Origin of the sequence: Lysinibacillus sp. FSL M8-0337 (assembly GCF_038593855.1) — a bacterium.
Taxonomy (GTDB): Bacteria; Bacillota; Bacilli; order Bacillales_A; family Planococcaceae; genus Lysinibacillus; species Lysinibacillus sphaericus_D.
In genome coordinates this window covers 421,426-439,461 of the sequence record NZ_CP151996.1, presented here as the reverse complement: position 1 = coordinate 439,461, position 18,036 = coordinate 421,426, and the positions used below count along the sequence as shown (strand labels likewise).

Genomic DNA, 18,036 nt, shown 5'->3' with positions numbered 1-18,036 from the left:
CTCATTCTTCGCCTAGCCTTTCTGATGCTTTAAAAGCTGTCCTGAAAGCCCTTGATAGCGACTTTTAGAGACAGCTTTCTTTTAGATAATTATATTTTTTTTATATTTTCAATAACAACTTCAATTATTTTATCTAAATCATGTTGGACAATATTAAGTGGTGGGGATAGAGTTAGAACATTGTTAAACCCTGCCACTGTTGCGCCGTTTTTCCCGATTATCACACCCTGCCCTTTGCATGCAGCAATGACAGCGTTCACTTTTTCCACTGGTAAGGGCTCTTTTGACTCTTTATCTACGACTAATTCAATTCCTATTAATAAGCCTTTGCCACGTACATCCCCAACATGTGGATGTGTATTTAAAGCTTGTTGAAGTGTTTCGAGTGTACTAGCTCCCACTACCTTGGAGCGCTCGAATAATGCTTCTCGCTCTAGAATTTCGATATTCTTCAATGCGACAGCACAGGCTACAGGAGAGCCACCAAATGTATTGACATGGCGGAAATAACCGTAGGCATCTGAACCTGTAAACGCCTCATAAATTTCGCGTTTCACTGCCGTTGCTGATAATGGTAAATACCCACTTGTAATACCTTTAGCCATTGTGATAATGTCAGGTTTCACCCCATAGTTCATAAAACCAAACGGCTTTCCTGTGCGACCAAATCCACAAATGACTTCATCGACAATCATTAATGCCCCATGTTTTTGACAAACCGCCTCGATGCCCTTCATGTAATTTTCCGGTGGCATGATTACACCACCACCCGTAATAATTGGTTCTAATATCATCGCAGCAATCGTATCGCCAAGTTCCCATGTCATCAACTTATCGACAGCCTTGACACTTGCTAGCTCACCGGAAGCTGTTGCATCATTTTCCGGATCTCGATATTGGTCTGGTGGCGCCACATGAATAAATCCCGGTGTTAGCGGTTCATATTTATATTTTCGTTCTGCTTGCCCCGTTGCAGCTAAAGCTCCAAACGAACTTCCGTGGTAAGCCCGATAACGTGAGACAATTTTATAGCGTGCACTTTGCCCTTTTTGCTGATGGTATTGACGGGCAATTTTAAATGCTGTTTCATTTGCTTCAGAACCACTATTCGAAAAGAAAATAACATAATCGCCACCAAGCATTTGATTAATCTTTTCAGCTAATTCAACTGCAGGTAAATGCCCTTGCGATAGAGGTGCATAGGCGTTTTTCATCATCTGCTCATGTGCAACATCAGCTAATTCCTTCCGTCCATAGCCTGCATTGACACACCATAAACCTGCCATCGCATCAATGTATTCAACACCTTCCGTATCAACGATTCTTGCCCCATCCGATTTCTCTACTACATATGTGGCTTGCGGATTATAAGGCTTCATTGAATGCCAGACATACTGTTCATCCTTTTTTAATACGTCACTCTTCAGATTTGTTTGAACCATTTACATGCACCCCTTTAATTTATATGTTGTTCCATTATTAAAGCAGTTTTTATTGTTCTAGCGAATGTAAAAAACGACCTGATGTCACCCCTTTTTCAAAATTGCACTATTTCTTACAAAAAATTTTACAACTTTTAGCAAAAAGAAGTAATAGACAACTTGTATAATTCTATGACTTTGTTTTTAACATAATGTAAAATAGAATAAACTTTCTTTAAAGAAGATATTTCGTAAACTACTAGCTAAATATTCACAATTGTCGTAAGTTACTATTTTTTATATCATGCAGTACTTTGAGTGGAGGGCTACGATGAGTCAATTTAAACTTCAAGTGAAGGATGTATTAAAAAATGAACACTTTCAAAGTGCAGAGGTCATTGCAGGAAAAGACGGATTATTACGCATTGTTAAGTGGGCACATGTTATTGAAATTGTGCAAGTGGATAATTTCTTAGCAGGGGACGAATTAATTTTGACGACGGGGATTAGTTTACAGCATCATCTTGAGGACTTTATCTTTTTCGTCGAGATGTTAATTAAAAAAAATTGTGCAGCACTGTGCATAGAATACGGCACTTACTTACAGGCAATACCTGAAGCTATACAATCACTGGCTAATCGCCATGACTTTCCAATCATTGTATTTCATGAGACAGTGCCCTTTGTTCGGATTACACAGGATTTACATAGCCAAATTATGAATCAACAATATTTCATGATTTCCTCATTAGAAAATTACGCACAAACGTTAAACAAAAATGCCCTTCTTGGACAAAACACTGATGACATTTTGCAAACCATTCATCATACATTACGTACACAAATCATTTTTTCCATTAAAGACCGAGATGCTATCTTTTTCCCAAACATGCCTCTAGCGAAACGACAGCAATTATTAACGTTGCCACAATCAGCACCACAATTTAAACATGCACCTATTTTTATTGTCGATCAGCATTATGCCGATTTGACCCTTTATCGAACGGATGGATTATTTTCTGAATTTGAATTACTCATTTTAGACCGGACAGCAACGGCACTCGCTCAGCTTTTAATGCGTGAGTTCTATATAGAAGAAAAAAGAGATATTGAGGATGCCACTATTTTAGCGGATTGGATTGATCACAAGCTGACGAAAGAAGAAATCTATAAATTTATCGTATCCCATCATGCTAACTTTACGCACTCTAGTAATGCTGTCTTTATTTTATCGTCGCCTTATACAATGATGAAAGGTCAGGAGGATATTGTTTATAGCAAACTTTACTATAGAAATTTATTTGAACAGAATGGTTTTGTCCCCTTTCTGTTCGAGCGAAAGAGCTATGTCGTATTTATCTTACTCCACACTAAAGATTGTAAAGCGAGTCGTGATTTATTAAATTCGCTCTTTTCTACGCTCCAGACAACGGATTTTTATAAAAAGCAGCAAGCACAGGGCTATCAACTAGCTATTGGTAAGATTGTGGCGGATGTCGAGGAAATTCCGAAGAGTTATCAAACAGCTTTGGAAACATTATATATTTGTCGCAAAGTTCAAACGACATCATTTTTTTATGATGACTTGCATTTATATTACCTAATTTATAAATTACAAATGCAAGTTGACTTGCAAGAAGTCATTCAGGATTATTTACAGCCTGTGATTGAATATGATAAAAAATACAACAGCAAGCTGTTAGAAACACTGCAAGTCTACTTACAAACGAATGGCTCGAAACAACAAACAGCAAATCAATTGTTTATCGTGCGGCAAACACTCTATCATCGCCTAAAGAAGCTTGAAAATTTGCTAGGAGAAAATTTCATGAAAGGGCACAATCGGATTACACTTGAGTTTATGCTTCTAGCTCATTCGTTAATTGAAGATAAAAAATGAAATTAGTCAGAATTGTTCGGGTGACTGGCACCACACGCAGGCATGTTGCAGCTTACGTTACACGCGTTCCCATGGGGTCTTTGTAAATTTTCAGAATTGTTTCGGTGACTGGCACATGCTATACAATCCTGGTCTGCGGTCATCGTACACTGGAATTCTGCCGCGCACTTCATCGACAATTGAAAAATCAACATCAATAACTGCTACTTCTTCATCGTCTGCTCCAACCCATAACACTTCTCCCCAAGGTTGAATCACCATAGATTGCCCATTGAAGTTTTCTACTTTGTTGGCAATACGGTTAACCGCGATGACGAAGCATTGATTTTCAATCGCACGTGCCTGTAATAATGTTTTCCAATGGTCAATACGTGGTGTTGGCCATTGGGCTGGCACGAATAACACCTTTGCGCCTGTTAATGCGTGCGCTCTCAACCATTCTGGGAAGCGAATATCATAGCAAATAACGCCTGCCGCTTCAATATCTCCTAGTGCAAAGCGATTCATTTCATCGCCTGCTTCTAAAAATAGATGTTCATCCATCAAACGGAATAAATGTGCCTTACTGTATTCGCCAACCAGTTTTCCATCTTTATCAAACGTATACATCGTATTGAAAAATTTATCGCCCTTCCTCGTTGCCACAGAGCCCCCGACAATATGTACGCCAAGTTCCATTGCTAAACCTTGTAGAAATGCTTTCGCTCGTTCTCCATCCACATCTGCAAGCTCAGGTAATTTTTCAAGCGCGTAACCTGTATTCCACATTTCTGGAAGTACAATAATTTCTGCACCTAATGTTGCAGCCTCACGAATCTTTTCTTCAGCCCTTGCAAAATTTTCTTCCACTTTGCCAAATCCTACATTTAATTGAATACAACCTATTTTCATTTTTCATTCCCCCTGTGTAAAAATAGTTTTTAAATTCGAGGTATATATAGCTTTTAAACATTGCCAAAAGCGCTGACCATTCTATCGCTTTTCTACTGTTCATTATACTACAGTTAAAAGTGCACTAATTTAGATTTTTTGCACAATTGGTCGATTCCGCTATCTAACAAGCTCCAATTTTATCTAGAACCTCTTTCACTAAGAATGTCATATTTTAACCTATGTACGGTTGAAGAAAATCAAATCCGGATATCTGTTACTAAACTTCCATTTTTAGCGTTTAATGACAATAACCATGTTTATTGCTATATTTAATATATACATAAACGAAAGGTTTTCTCGATATTATACGAAGGAAGGTAACATCATTTATGGGAAGTACATTATTCGCTTTATTACCTCTTTTAAGTTTATTCATCTACATAGCGCCAGTGATTTTTATCATTTGGTTTCTCCTTAAATTTCTTAAAGTACAACAGGAACAAGTACAAATTCTTAAACGTATATCTGATAAATTAGATCAACGCTAAAAGGATGGGATTTCCCATTCTTTTTAGTTTTGCTCTACTATTATTCTAAAAATAGACTAATAAATTCATTGTAATGAAGTGAAATACTTTTCTTCTATATATAAAGGGGAATACGGCTTTCCAATAGAATAAAGCACTATATCAAAACTGCTACATGAAAGGAAGGCGTATGATGAAAAAGAAAACTTTACTAATCGGGTCTGTATGCCTATTCGTTGTTCTTCTATTACTAGGCACCTATAAATTAATGAATTCTAGAACCTACCAGTTATTCGGGAATATAACTAAACAAGTAGAGACCACTCAAAAAGTGGTCGCTTTAACTTTTGATGATGGACCAGCAAAAAACGTCAACATAATATTGCCCCTATTAGCTAAGTACAATGCCAAAGCGACCTTTTTTCTGATTGGTGAAGAAATCGAAAAGTACCCTGAAGAAACGAAAAATATTGTAAAAGAGGGACACCAAATTGGCAATCATACCTATTCTCATCATCGAATGGTTTTTAAGAGCCTTTCTTACTACAAAAAAGAGATTGAAAAAACAGATGTATTAATTCGAAATGCTGGGTTTAACGGAGAAATTGATGTTCGTCCTCCGAATGGCAAAAAACTAATCGGACTTCCTTATTACCTAAATAAACAGCATCGAGACACGATTACTTGGAATCTCGAACCCGATAGTTATTTCAATACAGTTTCAGACAAAGTAAATGATGTAAAAGAAAATATTAAACCTGGGTCGATTATTTTACTACATCCAATGTATGATGACGCGGACAAAGTACGTCAAACAATTGAAGGTATTTTACAAGACCTTTCAAATAAAGGCTATACATTTATTACAGTAAATGAACTGCAAGATTACTAACATAAAAACAGCGTTAGTTTTGAACGAATCTTCTTTGCTAGTCTGCAATTTAGTGAAGCGCAACTTATTTAGCCATATAGGGTCTAGACAATCGGTTGAAAAAGTAATAGTATTTGCAACATATCTACAATAATTATTATATTCTGAAAAAGGTGAACATTCATGGAATTATCTAAAAAACTACAACAACTCCCTACTCAATTTTTTGCCGCACTTGTGCAAAAGGTCAATGCGGCATTAGCAGAAGGGCGCGACATTATTAATCTTGGGCAGGGCAATCCTGACCAGCCGACCCCTCCTCATATTATTAAAGCGCTACAAGAAGCGGCGGAAAACCCCCAGCATCATAAATACTCTCCATTTCGTGGTATAGCCGAATTACGGCAAGCTGCTGCAGATTTTTATAAACGCGAATACAATGTAACGATTAATCCCGATACAGAAGTTGCGATTTTAGGTGGTACGAAAATAGGGCTTGTAGAGCTACCAATGGCTGTGTTAAACCCTGGTGATACAATGTTATTACCTGACCCTGGGTATCCAGATTATTTATCTGGTGTGGTCTTAGGAGACGTTCAATACGATGTCATGCCACTTTTTGCAGAAAATAATTTCTTGCCTGACTATGATGCATTGTCCGATGAAGTAAAAGACAAAGCGAAGCTTCTTTACTTGAATTACCCTAACAACCCTACTGGCGGAACAGCAACACTTGAATTTTTTGAAGAAACTGTGCGTTTTGCTAAAGAACATCAGATTATTGTTGCACACGATTTCGCCTATGGTGCTATTGGCTTTGATGGCAATAAACCCGTAAGCTTCTTACAGGCAGACGGTGCTAAAGAGGTTGGCATAGAACTGTATACATTATCAAAAACTTATAATATGGCTGGCTGGCGCATCGGTTTTGCAGTTGGTAATGCCCAAATTATCGAAGCGATTAATCTTATTCAAGATCATTTATTCTGTAGCCAATTCCCAGCAGTTCAACAGGCAGCCGCTGTCGCTTTAACCTCTTCACAAACTTGTGCGCAAGAGCTTAGTGCGACATATGAGCGACGTCGTAACGTATTAATCGAAGAAGCACAGCGCATCGGTTGGCAAGTAACAGCGCCAAAAGGCTCGTTTTTTGCATGGCTCCCTGTTCCATTAGGCTATACGAGTGAGCAATTTGCCGATGTATTGCTCGATAAAGCGGATATTGCAGTAGCGGCTGGCAACGGCTTCGGCCATTTTGGCGAAGGCTATGTACGCATCGGTTTACTTGTAAGTGAGGAACGCTTACGCGAAGCAATTAGCCGTATAGAAAAACTTAACCTTTTTAAACAATAATTCCACAGTACAAGAAGCACCCGCCATATGACGAGTGCTTCTTGTTTCATTTTTATTTACGATTTTTCATCCACTCTGGTTTTCCAAAGCCTTTGAAGTCTGCATCAATCACTTCTTCAAATTTAGCTGATTCTACAATTTCAACTAGATCCTTTGATAATTGCGAATCTTTATTTTCTGCCTTTACCGCGATAACGTTGCGGAATTGGTCAGGCATATTTTCTAAAAATACAGCATCTAGTAAATCTAATCCAGCCGCTAAAGCAAAGTTACCAGGAACTCCTGCTAAATCAACACTTTCTACTGTACGTGGAAGTGCTGCCGCCTCAATCGGTTGGAATACTAAATTTTTGTCATTTTTCACAACATCTTTTTCTGATGCTTTTAATTCTTCGATTTTAGGATCAATCTCGATTAAGCCTTGTTCTTGCAATGATAACAATGTACGTGCTGCATTAGAAGGGTCATTGGCAATTGCCACTGTCGCCCCATTTGGAATTTCATCAATAGATTTATATTTGTTTGAGAAGAAGCCCATCGGCGCTGTCGGCACAATAATTAATGGTTCTAAATCCATATTGTTCTGTTCTTCAAAGTTTTCTAAGTAAATTGTATGCTGGAATAAGTTTGCATCAATATCACCATTATCTAAAGCTTTGTTCGGTTGTACATAATCACTGAATTCTACTAATTCTACTTCATAACCCTTTTCTTCAAGCTGTGGAATAATCGCTTTTTTCAGCATATCACTATAAGGACCTGCTGTTGCACCTAATTTAATCGATTTGCTTTCCCCTGCTGCATCTGAACCTTTTTTTGACTCTGCTCCTTTGTCGCTTGCGCCACATGCTGCTAACACAACAGCAAGGATGATCGTCAAAAATGCTAATAACGATTTTTTCATCTTATCTTTCTCTCCTCTTTTTATCTTTTATCAATTGATTTTGCAAACCAGTCACCAGCAATTTGTATCGCTTGCACGAGCAAAATGAGTATCGCAACGGTAGCAATCATAATTGTATTATCATAACGGTAGTAGCCGAATCGAATGGCTAAATCACCAATACCACCACCACCTACTACACCTGCCATTGCAGAGAAAGCTACTAAACTAATTACCGTAACTGTCACTGCTTGGATGATGCTTGATTTTGCTTCAGGAATTAAGACATCCTTAATTATCATCCCCGGCGTTGCTCCTACTGCAATAGATGCTTCTATTACCCCTTTATCAATTTCTCGTAACGACGTTTCCACTAAACGTGCAAAAAACGGAATGGCTGCAACCGATAATGAAACACTCGCTGCAATAGGTCCAATTGTTTGTCCAACAAGCAACTTCGTCAACGGGAATAAAGCAACCAATAAAATGATGTATGGAATCGAACGAATTAAGTTCACCGCAAAGCCAAATACGCTTTTAATCAATCGATTTTCCCAAAACAATCCCTTATCCGTAACGAATAATAAAATACCCAGTGGTAGACCTAATACAATCGACACAGATAAGGAAATACCAATCATAATAATGGTTTCTTGAAAGGCCTTTAATAAATCTGGAACCATATCTATAAAATGTGTAACATCAAACATGCAAAACCACCTCCACAATCGCACCACGTGCGGTCATATAGGCACTAGCTTTCGCTAACTCGCTGTCCTCACCTTGTAGCTCCATTAAAAAAATACCCAGTGGTCGCTCTTGAATGTACTCGATTGTGCCATGAAGGAAATTCCCTTTTACCTCAAAACGTTGCATCGTATCTGAAATAACACCTTCACCTGCAACATTTCCTTTGAATAAAATTTTAACGATTTGACCTCGTACATCTTTTAGAATTGTTTTTGGAATATCAAAAGATACAACACTACTAATAAACTCCTGTGTTAATACCTTTTGAGGGCTGGCGAAAATATCATACACGTCCCCTTCTTCTATCACTTTTCCGTCCTGCATCACAGCCATACGATTACAAATTTCCTTCACAACATCCATTTCATGTGTAATAAGGACAATTGTAATGCCTAACTTTTTATTTATTTCCTTTAATAATCGTAAAATCGACACTGTCGTTTTTGGATCGAGAGCTGATGTTGCTTCATCGCATAGCAACATCGCCGGATTGTTTGCTAAAGCTCTGGCAATACCTACTCTTTGTTTTTGACCACCACTAAGCTGTGCAGGATAAACATCTCGTTTTTCTGCTAAACCAACCATCTCTAGTAGCTCATCCACTCGAGCAGGAATCGCATTGGCTGGCATACTCGCTGCTTTTAAAGCAAAGGCAATATTTTCCCCAACTGTTTTTTGACTGATTAAATAAAAATGCTGGAATATCATGCCGATTTTTAAACGGGCTAAACGCAGTTCATTTCGGGAAAGCTTCGTTAAATCTTTACCATTTATTAATATTTCACCACTAGTAGGTCGTTCTAGTAGATTTATACAACGCAGGAGGGAACTTTTCCCCGCCCCCGAATAGCCTACAATACCGAAAATATCACTACTATTAATTGTTAAGGATACATTATCTACACCAACAACCTCTTTTTTCTTTACGCTATAAACTTTGGATACATTACGAAATTCGAGCATATTGTTCTCCTTACTCAATTATTCAACATCTAAAAACCTACTATTCTAATATGTTTTATAGAATAGTTTGAATTATGTTATTTGTCAATCTCTTTTGACAATAACCTTATCCCCCTTTTATCTAATTTCCGTTTAAAACGATGAATATTGAGCAATATCTCGAAATTTCACAGTAAAACTAACAATGCAAGAAAAAAGCACTATTGTTCAAATTGAACAATAGCGCTCTGTCTTTATTATTGAATTACACCTAGTTCACGACCTACTTTTTCGTAAATCGCCAATGCATTGTCTAGCATTTCTTTTGTATGAGCCGCTGTCGGCATATTACGGACACGCCCAGTGCCTTTTGGTACAGTTGGGAAAACGATAGATTTTGCATACACGCCTTCCTCAAATAAGCGACGAGAGAATGCCTGTGTTAGCTTTTCATCCCCAATAATGCATGGTGTAATTGGTGTTTCAGAGGCACCAATATTAAAGCCTAACTTCGCTAATCCTGCTTTTAAATAATCGCCATTTTCCCATAGCTTATCATGTAGCTCTGTCGAGTCAATAAGCATTTGCACTGCTGCTGTAATGGCCGCAACATCACCTGGTGGTAACGCTGTTGAGAATAAAAATGGTCGAGAACGTACTTTCAACCAGTCAATTAAATTTTTCTTACCAGCTACATAACCACCGACTACGCCAATTGCCTTTGACAACGTGCCGATTTGGAAGTCGATTTCTTTTTCAAGTCCGAAATGTTTTACAGTACCTTTGCCTTTGCCTGTCACACCTGAACCATGTGCATCATCGACATACGTAATTAAATCAAATTCCTTGGCAATTTCGACGATTTCAGGCAGTTTGGCAATATCCCCATCCATCGAGAATACGCCATCTGTAATGACCATCACTTTATTATACAAACCTGATTCTGTCGCTTCTTTTGCCTTTGCGCGTAAATCCTCCATATCCGAGTGATTGTACGCAATAATTTTCGCGCGCGATAAGCGACATCCATCAATAATCGACGCATGGTTTAATTGATCTGATAAAATCGCATCGTTTTTATCCATAACAGCTGAAATTGCCGCCATATTACAGTTGAATCCCGATTGATAGGAAATTGCCGCTTCCGTTCCTTTAAATTCAGCGAGCTTTTCTTCTAATTTAACGTGTAGATCGAGCGTGCCGTTAATTGTACGAACAGCCCCTGCGCCTACACCATATTGTTCTGTTGCTTCTTTAGCAATTTGCTTTAATTGCTCATTTGTTGCTAAGCCGAGATAGTTATTAGAGGAAAGATTGATGAGATGCTGACCTCGAACCTGAATAATGGGTCCATTTGCGCCTTCTACTGCGTCAATTTCATTGTATAAGCCTTGATCTCGTAAGGCTTGTAAGTTTTCATCTAAAAATGCGTTTAGTACTTTAGACAAGAGTATCATCCTTTCTACAATTCATTTCTTCTCGGCGTCATAATATTCGGATTTTAGTCCATGCATGCATTGTAAAATCCAAGGCTTCAGCCAGAGGCATTCTCTTCATTTAGCTGGCTTTTGAACATCTTTGCAACTAAGGGGTCACTTGCATCGATTGTTCTTGAGCAATTAGCTATTAATTGAAGATTGACTAGTCTACCCATAGTGTAGCATAAGCGTGCAATTAGAATAAATTACTTTGCTAATCTTTCAAATAAAGGTGCTGTTTTTTCACGCCATATCGCAGTCGATACACAATGATCCATTAGCTGGCGAATCGTTTTCTCCGCTTCAGCATAACGCGTCGTATAACCAATTGCATCTTGCATGGCACTTTTATATTTCACACGGATATCTTCAATTTGGGCTTCGGCTTGCTCTGATAGCTTACAATGCTGACCCATATCAAAAATTTCATCGCCCAATCTTCCATCCTGTGGATTAAATACATGCGGTTCTGTACTATCAAATATACAAAAATTTAATTCTGGTATGATGACCATATCCACTGATCCAGCATCTAAGCCACACCAAACAATTTGTGCATCTAATCCCCTTGCATTTGCTTCATCAGCTAATCCTTTCATTAACGAGGATTTGCCTGTACCGGGCTTCCCTTTAATCATCAATCGTCTTGTTAAATTTTTTGTCATGCTGTCTACTGTATTTTCTGCTCCACGAGGTGTAAGTGTTCCTAATAATCGATGTGTACGTCGGCCTGTCTTATTTAACACAATGGATTGGAAAATAGTTGACTTTAAACTGGCAACTTGTTCATCTAACGCTTGCCAGTCCATGCAACTTTGCGTGACAACTTCCCAGTCATCATGTATTTTTTTTGCAATTTCAAGCATTGTAATACACTTCTCACGCCACAAATCTCGCTCTTTTATTGCAACAGCCAGCTTTTCACCTATCTCTTCAAGCTGTTGTTCTTCTAGGCAATCATAAAAGGACAGCACACGGTGCTTCGTACCAAGTAAAGTCGGTTCAATGCCCCATGCTGAAGTCCAAACAAAAAGTCGATTACAACCTCTAACAAATACTCCTTCTATTACGTTCTCTAACAATGCGTGTTGAAACCACTCTACTGCAAAGCCCTGTTTTACATAAAAATAACCAAGCTCCTTTAGAAGCTTTGACCCTTTAAACGTTGATGCGCCTTGCAGAACATAAACGAGTTCCGCTTCGTCCATCATTTCTTTATATAAATGTTTGACTCCTTGCCCCGTAAGTGCGTGTCCAAAATAGTAGGTCACATTTCCGTTCAATGTCGCTCCTCCTTTTTTTATGCCATGACAGTATATGAACTATCAAAGAAAAAAATGAAAGAAGGTTTTAATTGTGCGAGAATTGTGTGAGAATTGCGTGAGTGCCTGACACTAAAAAAACTATCCAAGATTATTCTTGGATAGTTGTAATTGGTGCAAGTTGCGCCTTTGTTACGGCGAGTAAATCATCTAGTTGTATATGCATTTGCATGCCAATTTTTCCTGCACTAACAATAATACTTCCTTGCTCCCGTGCAGATGCATCCACAACCGTCGGATACAGTTTTTTCATGCCGACAGGTGAGCAGCCACCACGAATATAGCCTGTATAACCTAGAAGCTCCTTTACTGCTAGCATCTCAATCTTCTTCTCTCCAACAACTTTAGCCGCAGCTTTTAAATCCAATTCTTCCGCAACTGGAATGACAAAAACAAATAGCTTTTGGGCGCTCGCCTTTGCGACTAATGTTTTAAAGACACAGGACACAGGATGACCAATTTTTTCAGCCACTGAAACCCCATCTACTTGACCGTCACCTGTTTCGTATTCCAATACATCAAATTGTATTTTTTGCTGCTCTAATAGTCTAATCGCATTTGTTTTCGTATGCTTTGCCTTTGCCACAATAAAATCCCCTATCTACACTATTAAGCTGTCATTGAAAACAAAGAGTTATCCCCAAAAAGATAACCGTTTTTAGCCATTTTAATATGTGCTGCATATGTTGCAGACGCCAGTTTAAATGTGCGTGCCTTCAATGCCTCTTCATAACTCTTACCGAAAATTGTATCTGCAAATGGGTCCAATTTCAATGCCTTCGCAAATCGCTCTGGCACCTTTACATCTATCGTTTCCATAACATAAGCTGGTTCTAGTTCTGCTTCATCCAACTCTATTCCATCTAACTTTGCCTGAATTTGTTGTATTTGAGTATCTGCACTAGCCGCTACACGTAAATCCTGTGAAGATGGGACAGTTGGCGCAAGTGCCGCACTTCGAACCTGCTGTAAAATTTGCAACGTATCGACATCACCACTATCTTTATCAAGTGCAACAATCGATGAATCATCTAATGCTATAGATCCCTCATCATTCACTTCTGAAGACAATAACAAATCATCAGCCTCACTGCCAACTGCTTTATAAGCTTGCTCATGTGCTCTTACACTTTTCTCTGCTTGTTGTAAGTCTTGAATCATAGCTTGTTGTTGTGGCGTTACATCTTTCGCTTCTTCTTTATGTTGCTCATATAAATCTTGATCTGTGCGTCCTAATAAAAGATTTTCGAGCTCTTGCAAAATTGGATTTTTTTTCGGTTGGAAATACTGTGCATTTTTACGATAAGCATCACCAGCCTCTTTACGCTGAAGAATCTTTTTTCGATTATAAAAGGCTGATAGTCTTTCTTGTTCTATTACATTTGATAGTTTCATAACATCACCTCGACTTTCTTTTTTAATATGCAAGTTACATCGTAAATATGAGCAATTCACTCATAACTATTTTTATTCGAACAAAAGCATTCTGTACTCTTATTATCGGAATTTTCCATTATAAATTCAAGTGCAAATTGATACTAACCTCCTAAAGAAACAATAATCCAATTATCGAATAGGTAAAAAGACACTGTGAAAATCCATTTTTTCAGTGAGCATTCTATTTCTTTATTACTTTATAATTTAGTTTCAATAAATTTTATCACTTTAAACACGTGGTAAATAGTGTAAACGTAACAATAAAAAACAGCCCATACATAAACGGACTGTTTTTTCCTCTTCTTTTTTAAACGTTTCTTTTTGGAAAAATGAGAATACATTTGTAAGCTAAGTATCCAAACCAAGCGCCTAGCGTATTTAAAATCAAGTCATCGACATCCGCAGAACCTACCCTGAATATAAACTGGACTGTTTCCACAGCAAGGCTTGAGAAAAAGCCTGCACAAACTACAATCCACACCTTCCGAAAGCGCTTTGATAGTAATGGTAACAAAAAGCCCATCGGTGTAAATATTAACAAATTGCCTAATAAGTTTAGGATAATTAAATCTAAATTAAAATAATGGGAGTAGTTGATATAACGTAAAATCGTTTCAAACGGTATAAAATTTGTCGTTACGCGCCAGCTACTATAATCAAATAAACCAATTTCACTCAAAGTATTTTCGCCTCGGAACAAACTAACACTGACATTCACTAAGCGATTAATGACTAATTTGTAAAAGGCGATAAATGTGTAAAAGCTGAAAAATACCCAGCCTATTACTTTAAGCTGTATGTAATACGTATCAATCCACGCACGATATGGTAATGGTAGCTTGGCATCATCTTGAATACTAGGTATATTATTTTTTACCATGCTAATTCACCCACTTCCTCTTATCCATCCCATATTTTAATATGTCTGACCATACCCATGCAAGGGGTGAAATATATCAAAAAATGCACACCAGCATAAACTGGGTGCATTTAAGTAAATCCTCTTAGACAGGATTTACACCATGTTTTCGTTGTGAAAATAACAAGTATTTTGACATATACAACTCCAAACGTGTTTCAAGTGCTCTACGTAAGTCATTCGGCTCAATGACATCATCAATAATTAGCTCAGATGCTAAGCGATAAATGTCAATTTCCTCTTGATACTCTTTCCGTTTTTCCGCAATAAAGCTAGCTTGTTCCTCTTTCGGCAATTCCGCAATTTTATTGGCATATACTGCATTTATCGCTGCCTCTGGACCCATTACCGCAATTTGTGCGCTCGATAAGGCAATACAACAATCCGGTTCAAAGGCTGGGCCTGCCATAGCATAGAGTCCCGCGCCATACGCCTTACGAACAATTACAGTTAGCTTTGGTACAGTTGCCTCACTCATGGCAAAAATCATTTTGGCACCATGACGGATAATACCCGCCTTTTCAACTTGTGTGCCAATCATAAAGCCCGGCACATCTACGAGGAAAATAAGCGGTATATTAAAAGCATCACATAACGAAATAAATTTTGCCGCTTTATCTGCCGAATCGTGGAACAATACGCCACCCTTCACACGTGGTTGGTTGGCTATAATCCCTACTGATTGTCCATTAATGCGCCCAAGCCCTGTTATTAATTCTGAAGCAAATAATTTCTTTATTTCACAAAATGAATCTTCATCAATCAATCGATCAATTAACTGATACATATCAAATGGCGAGTTCTGATTTTTAGGTATTAAGTCTTCAATTGATTTTTCAAAAGATGCTGGTGGCTTTGGTGCTTCGACTTTGCTACGCTCAGCATAGTTATTCGGGAAATAGCTCAAGTATTTACGAGCATAAGCAATCGCTTCCTGCTCTGTTTTTACAAGCACGTCCCCACAGCCCGATACTGAACAGTGCATTTTCGCGCCACCCATTGTCTCTAAATCTACCTTTTCACCAATCACCATTTCCGCCATACGCGGTGACCCTAAATACATGGAGGCATTACCTTCCACCATCACCACAATATCAGAAAATGCAGGAATATAAGCGCCACCTGCTGCTGAAGGCCCAAACAATAAGCAAATTTGCGGCACTTTACCAGAAAGCTTCACCTGATTGTAGAAAATGCGCCCTGCGCCACGACGCCCTGGGAACATCTCTAGTTGGTCTGTAATACGCGCACCTGCCGAATCGACTAAATAAAATAATGGACAATTTAGCTTCTCCGCCGTTTCTTGAATACGAATCATTTTTTCGACAGTTCGTTTTCCCCATGATCCTGCTTTAATGGTTGAATCATTGGCTAACACACATACTGTACGACCATGGATTTTACCGATTCCTGTAATCACACCATCTGCCGGTAAATCACCTGCTAAACAGTTTGCGTATAGCCCATCCTCTGATTGAAGACCATCATCTAATAATAATTCCAAGCGCTCTCGGACAAATAGCTTGCCTTGTTGCGCATTTTTATCGTGATATTTTGGCAAACCCCCTGCTAAAATTTGATCTTTCATCGCATTGGATGTGTTTTCTGTAGATATATTACTCATGTTCCATTCCCCCTTTGCAGTCCATTACTTCCCTAAGTATTGCGGTGCTCTTTTTTCTTGGAAAGCTCGTAAGCCCTCCAAACGATCTTCCGTTGGAATCAGTGCACTATAGGCCAGTGATTCAATTTTCAAGCCTGTAGCCAAATCTACTTCCATCCCATTATTGATAGCATTTTTCGCCTGAATCAATGATAGCGGCGCATTTTTCGCCATTTCCAGTGCAAGTTGAAGCGCTCTTTCCTGCACTTCATGCCCCTCATAGACATATTCCACAATACCAAAACGCTGTGCTTCCACGGCATCAATTCGACGTGCTGTATAAATTAGTTCCTTTGCTTTTCCAATGCCGATAAGTCGCGGTAAGCGCTGTGTTCCTCCTGCCCCAGGAATAATGCCAAGTGAAGTTTCCGTAAGTCCCACTTTTATATGTGTAGCTGCTACCCGTAAATCACAAGCTAAAGCAAGTTCTAGCCCGCCCCCAAATGCAACGCCATTTAACACGGCAATCACAGGTTGCGCCAATGCTTCAACTTTCGCAATGGTTGTGCCGATTCGTTGTACAATTTGTTTTACTTGTCTGTCGGACATACCATTGCGTTCTTTTAAATCAGCACCTGCACAAAATGCCTTTTCTCCTGCACCCGTTAGTAAAACAACCCGCACTACTGGATCAGCATTTATTTTATCTAGCGTCGCACTAAGGTCGTTTAGTAATTGTACGGACATGGCATTTGCAGCTTCGGGTCTAGAAAGTGTAATAAGCCCGATATTACCTGGTAATACATCAAATTGAACGAGTTGTTGTGTCACGTGACATTCGCACTCCCTTCATTACGAACAATTGCCATTTGCTTAGATGCAACGTCCTTCCCTAGCCTCTGTTCGATAAATCGTACTGCATCTAGCAACTTTTCCATGTTAACGCTGGTTGCTATGCCCATGCCGTCTAATAGATACAGCAAATCTTCTGTGGCAACATTGCCGGTTGCCCCTTTTGCATAAGGACAACCTCCTAAACCACCAAGGGAACTATCAAATTTTGTAATCCCCATTTCTAAGGATTTCGTAATATTGGCAAGTGCTGTACCACGCGTATCATGAAAATGCATGGCAAATTTTTCAACTGGATATCTCTTTAACAGCTCTTCTAAAAGATACTCAACTTGTGTCGGTACGCCGACACCGATTGTATCCCCTAGCGATATTTCATCAACGCCCATTTCTAATAATTTATCTGTAACTTGTAAAACCTTTTCTGGGTGTATGTAACCCTCGTAAGGGCAACCAATTACTGTTGAAATATAACCGCGTACGTGCTTGTTTGCAGCCTTTGCCCCAATAACTACTTCCTTCAAGATTGGCAATGTTTCAAGTATTGTTTTGTTAATATTTTTTTGGTTATGGCTTTCACTTGCCGACATAAAAATGCTTGCTTCATCAATGCCCGCTAGCAATGCACGTTCTAGTCCTCGCATATTAGGCACAAGGGCTGCGTACGTTATATCTTTTTCTCGCTTAATCGCTTGCAACACTTCTACCGCATCTGCCAATTGTGGAATCCACTTCGGATGAACAAAAGACGTTACTTCTATATAATTTAATCCCGACTGACTAAGTAAATTTACTAGCTGTATTTTATCTTCAGTTGCGATGTGTACTTTTTCATTTTGCAGACCATCACGAGGACCAACTTCCTTCAACGTAACATGCTTCGGTAAGTGCATAGAAATGCCTCC

Annotated in this window: 16 protein-coding genes; 3 read left to right on the top strand and 13 right to left on the bottom strand. The window is 38.7% G+C overall.

Annotation, left to right across the window (positions count from 1 at the left end):
* Nucleotides 1–89: 89 nt before the first annotated feature.
* Nucleotides 90–1,442, bottom strand: a complete 1,353-nt coding sequence (locus MKY08_RS02035; protein WP_069512887.1) for an aspartate aminotransferase family protein — start codon at nt 1,440–1,442, stop codon at nt 90–92.
* Nucleotides 1,443–1,752: 310 nt separating this feature from the next.
* Between MKY08_RS02035 and MKY08_RS02030 the strand changes: the two genes are divergently transcribed.
* Nucleotides 1,753–3,321, top strand: a complete 1,569-nt coding sequence (locus tag MKY08_RS02030) for a PucR family transcriptional regulator (RefSeq protein ID WP_069512888.1) — start codon at nt 1,753–1,755, stop codon at nt 3,319–3,321.
* Nucleotides 3,322–3,411: 90 nt separating this feature from the next.
* On the opposite strand, the gene MKY08_RS02025 is transcribed toward MKY08_RS02030, so the two are convergent.
* Nucleotides 3,412–4,212: a carbon-nitrogen family hydrolase gene (locus tag MKY08_RS02025; RefSeq protein WP_069512889.1), complete on the bottom strand. Its 801-nt coding sequence runs from the start codon at nt 4,210–4,212 to the stop codon at nt 3,412–3,414.
* A 702-nt stretch (nt 4,213–4,914) separates the two neighbouring features.
* Here MKY08_RS02025 and MKY08_RS02020 point away from each other — a divergent pair.
* Entirely contained in the window at nt 4,915–5,613 is a 699-nt protein-coding gene (locus MKY08_RS02020; protein ID WP_069512890.1) for a polysaccharide deacetylase family protein, read from the top strand.
* A 162-nt stretch (nt 5,614–5,775) separates the two neighbouring features.
* A complete protein-coding gene (locus MKY08_RS02015; RefSeq protein ID WP_069512891.1) occupies nt 5,776–6,945 on the top strand; it encodes a pyridoxal phosphate-dependent aminotransferase in 1,170 nt (389 codons plus the stop codon).
* Nucleotides 6,946–6,997: 52 nt separating this feature from the next.
* Here the strand turns inward: MKY08_RS02015 and MKY08_RS02010 are convergent, their stop codons facing one another.
* The 11 genes from MKY08_RS02010 to MKY08_RS01960 form a co-directional block, all read right to left on the bottom strand.
* Nucleotides 6,998–7,849 (bottom strand): MetQ/NlpA family ABC transporter substrate-binding protein, encoded by an 852-nt coding sequence (locus MKY08_RS02010; RefSeq protein ID WP_069512892.1) that lies wholly within the window; start codon nt 7,847–7,849, stop codon nt 6,998–7,000.
* A 20-nt stretch (nt 7,850–7,869) separates the two neighbouring features.
* Complete coding sequence (locus MKY08_RS02005; protein ID WP_069512893.1) at nt 7,870–8,538, bottom strand: methionine ABC transporter permease; 669 nt, start codon at nt 8,536–8,538, stop codon at nt 7,870–7,872.
* Nucleotides 8,531–9,541, bottom strand: a complete 1,011-nt coding sequence (locus tag MKY08_RS02000; RefSeq protein WP_069512894.1) for a methionine ABC transporter ATP-binding protein — start codon at nt 9,539–9,541, stop codon at nt 8,531–8,533. The genes MKY08_RS02005 and MKY08_RS02000 overlap by 8 nt, the downstream gene beginning before the upstream one ends.
* Nucleotides 9,542–9,777: 236 nt before the next feature.
* Entirely contained in the window at nt 9,778–10,977 is a 1,200-nt protein-coding gene (locus MKY08_RS01995; RefSeq protein WP_176723218.1) for a glycine C-acetyltransferase, read from the bottom strand.
* A 227-nt stretch (nt 10,978–11,204) separates the two neighbouring features.
* Nucleotides 11,205–12,281 carry a nucleotide kinase gene (locus MKY08_RS01990; RefSeq protein ID WP_069512896.1) on the bottom strand — a complete coding sequence of 359 codons (1,077 nt, stop codon included), beginning with the start codon at nt 12,279–12,281 and terminating at the stop codon, nt 11,205–11,207.
* A gap of 130 nt (nt 12,282–12,411) precedes the next feature.
* A complete protein-coding gene (gene ybaK, locus MKY08_RS01985; protein ID WP_069512897.1) occupies nt 12,412–12,906 on the bottom strand; it encodes a Cys-tRNA(Pro) deacylase in 495 nt (164 codons plus the stop codon).
* Between the two features lie 23 nt (nt 12,907–12,929).
* On the bottom strand, nt 12,930–13,715 hold the full coding sequence (locus tag MKY08_RS01980) for a putative metalloprotease CJM1_0395 family protein (RefSeq protein ID WP_069512898.1): 786 nt from the start codon (nt 13,713–13,715) through the stop codon (nt 12,930–12,932).
* A 349-nt stretch (nt 13,716–14,064) separates the two neighbouring features.
* Complete coding sequence (locus MKY08_RS01975) at nt 14,065–14,637, bottom strand: VanZ family protein (RefSeq protein WP_069512899.1); 573 nt, start codon at nt 14,635–14,637, stop codon at nt 14,065–14,067.
* A gap of 124 nt (nt 14,638–14,761) precedes the next feature.
* Nucleotides 14,762–16,300 carry an acyl-CoA carboxylase subunit beta gene (locus MKY08_RS01970; RefSeq protein WP_024362798.1) on the bottom strand — a complete coding sequence of 513 codons (1,539 nt, stop codon included), beginning with the start codon at nt 16,298–16,300 and terminating at the stop codon, nt 14,762–14,764.
* 24 nt (nt 16,301–16,324) lie between these two features.
* Nucleotides 16,325–17,110 (bottom strand): enoyl-CoA hydratase, encoded by a 786-nt coding sequence (locus tag MKY08_RS01965; RefSeq protein WP_069512900.1) that lies wholly within the window; start codon nt 17,108–17,110, stop codon nt 16,325–16,327.
* Complete coding sequence (locus MKY08_RS01960; RefSeq protein ID WP_069512901.1) at nt 17,107–18,024, bottom strand: hydroxymethylglutaryl-CoA lyase; 918 nt, start codon at nt 18,022–18,024, stop codon at nt 17,107–17,109. Before MKY08_RS01960 ends, MKY08_RS01965 begins: the two co-directional genes overlap by 4 nt.
* Between the last annotated feature and the right edge of the window lie 12 nt (nt 18,025–18,036).

Excerpts from the sequence above, each read along its gene's own strand:
- MKY08_RS02020 (WP_069512890.1), top strand. The coding sequence starts at position 4,915 with ATGAAAAAGAAAACTTTACTAATCGGGTCTGTATGCCTATTCGTTGTT.
- MKY08_RS01975 (WP_069512899.1), bottom strand. The coding sequence starts at position 14,637 with ATGGTAAAAAATAATATACCTAGTATTCAAGATGATGCCAAGCTACCA.
- MKY08_RS02010 (WP_069512892.1), bottom strand. The coding sequence starts at position 7,849 with ATGAAAAAATCGTTATTAGCATTTTTGACGATCATCCTTGCTGTTGTG.
- MKY08_RS02005 (WP_069512893.1), bottom strand. The coding sequence starts at position 8,538 with ATGTTTGATGTTACACATTTTATAGATATGGTTCCAGATTTATTAAAG.
- MKY08_RS02015 (WP_069512891.1), top strand. The coding sequence starts at position 5,776 with ATGGAATTATCTAAAAAACTACAACAACTCCCTACTCAATTTTTTGCC.
- MKY08_RS02000 (WP_069512894.1), bottom strand. The coding sequence starts at position 9,541 with ATGCTCGAATTTCGTAATGTATCCAAAGTTTATAGCGTAAAGAAAAAA.
- MKY08_RS01980 (WP_069512898.1), bottom strand. The coding sequence starts at position 13,715 with ATGAAACTATCAAATGTAATAGAACAAGAAAGACTATCAGCCTTTTAT.
- MKY08_RS02035 (WP_069512887.1), bottom strand. The coding sequence starts at position 1,442 with ATGGTTCAAACAAATCTGAAGAGTGACGTATTAAAAAAGGATGAACAG.
- MKY08_RS01970 (WP_024362798.1), bottom strand. The coding sequence starts at position 16,300 with ATGAGTAATATATCTACAGAAAACACATCCAATGCGATGAAAGATCAA.
- MKY08_RS02025 (WP_069512889.1), bottom strand. The coding sequence starts at position 4,212 with ATGAAAATAGGTTGTATTCAATTAAATGTAGGATTTGGCAAAGTGGAA.
- MKY08_RS01960 (WP_069512901.1), bottom strand. The coding sequence starts at position 18,024 with ATGCACTTACCGAAGCATGTTACGTTGAAGGAAGTTGGTCCTCGTGAT.
- MKY08_RS02030 (WP_069512888.1), top strand. The coding sequence starts at position 1,753 with ATGAGTCAATTTAAACTTCAAGTGAAGGATGTATTAAAAAATGAACAC.
- MKY08_RS01995 (WP_176723218.1), bottom strand. The coding sequence starts at position 10,977 with ATGATACTCTTGTCTAAAGTACTAAACGCATTTTTAGATGAAAACTTA.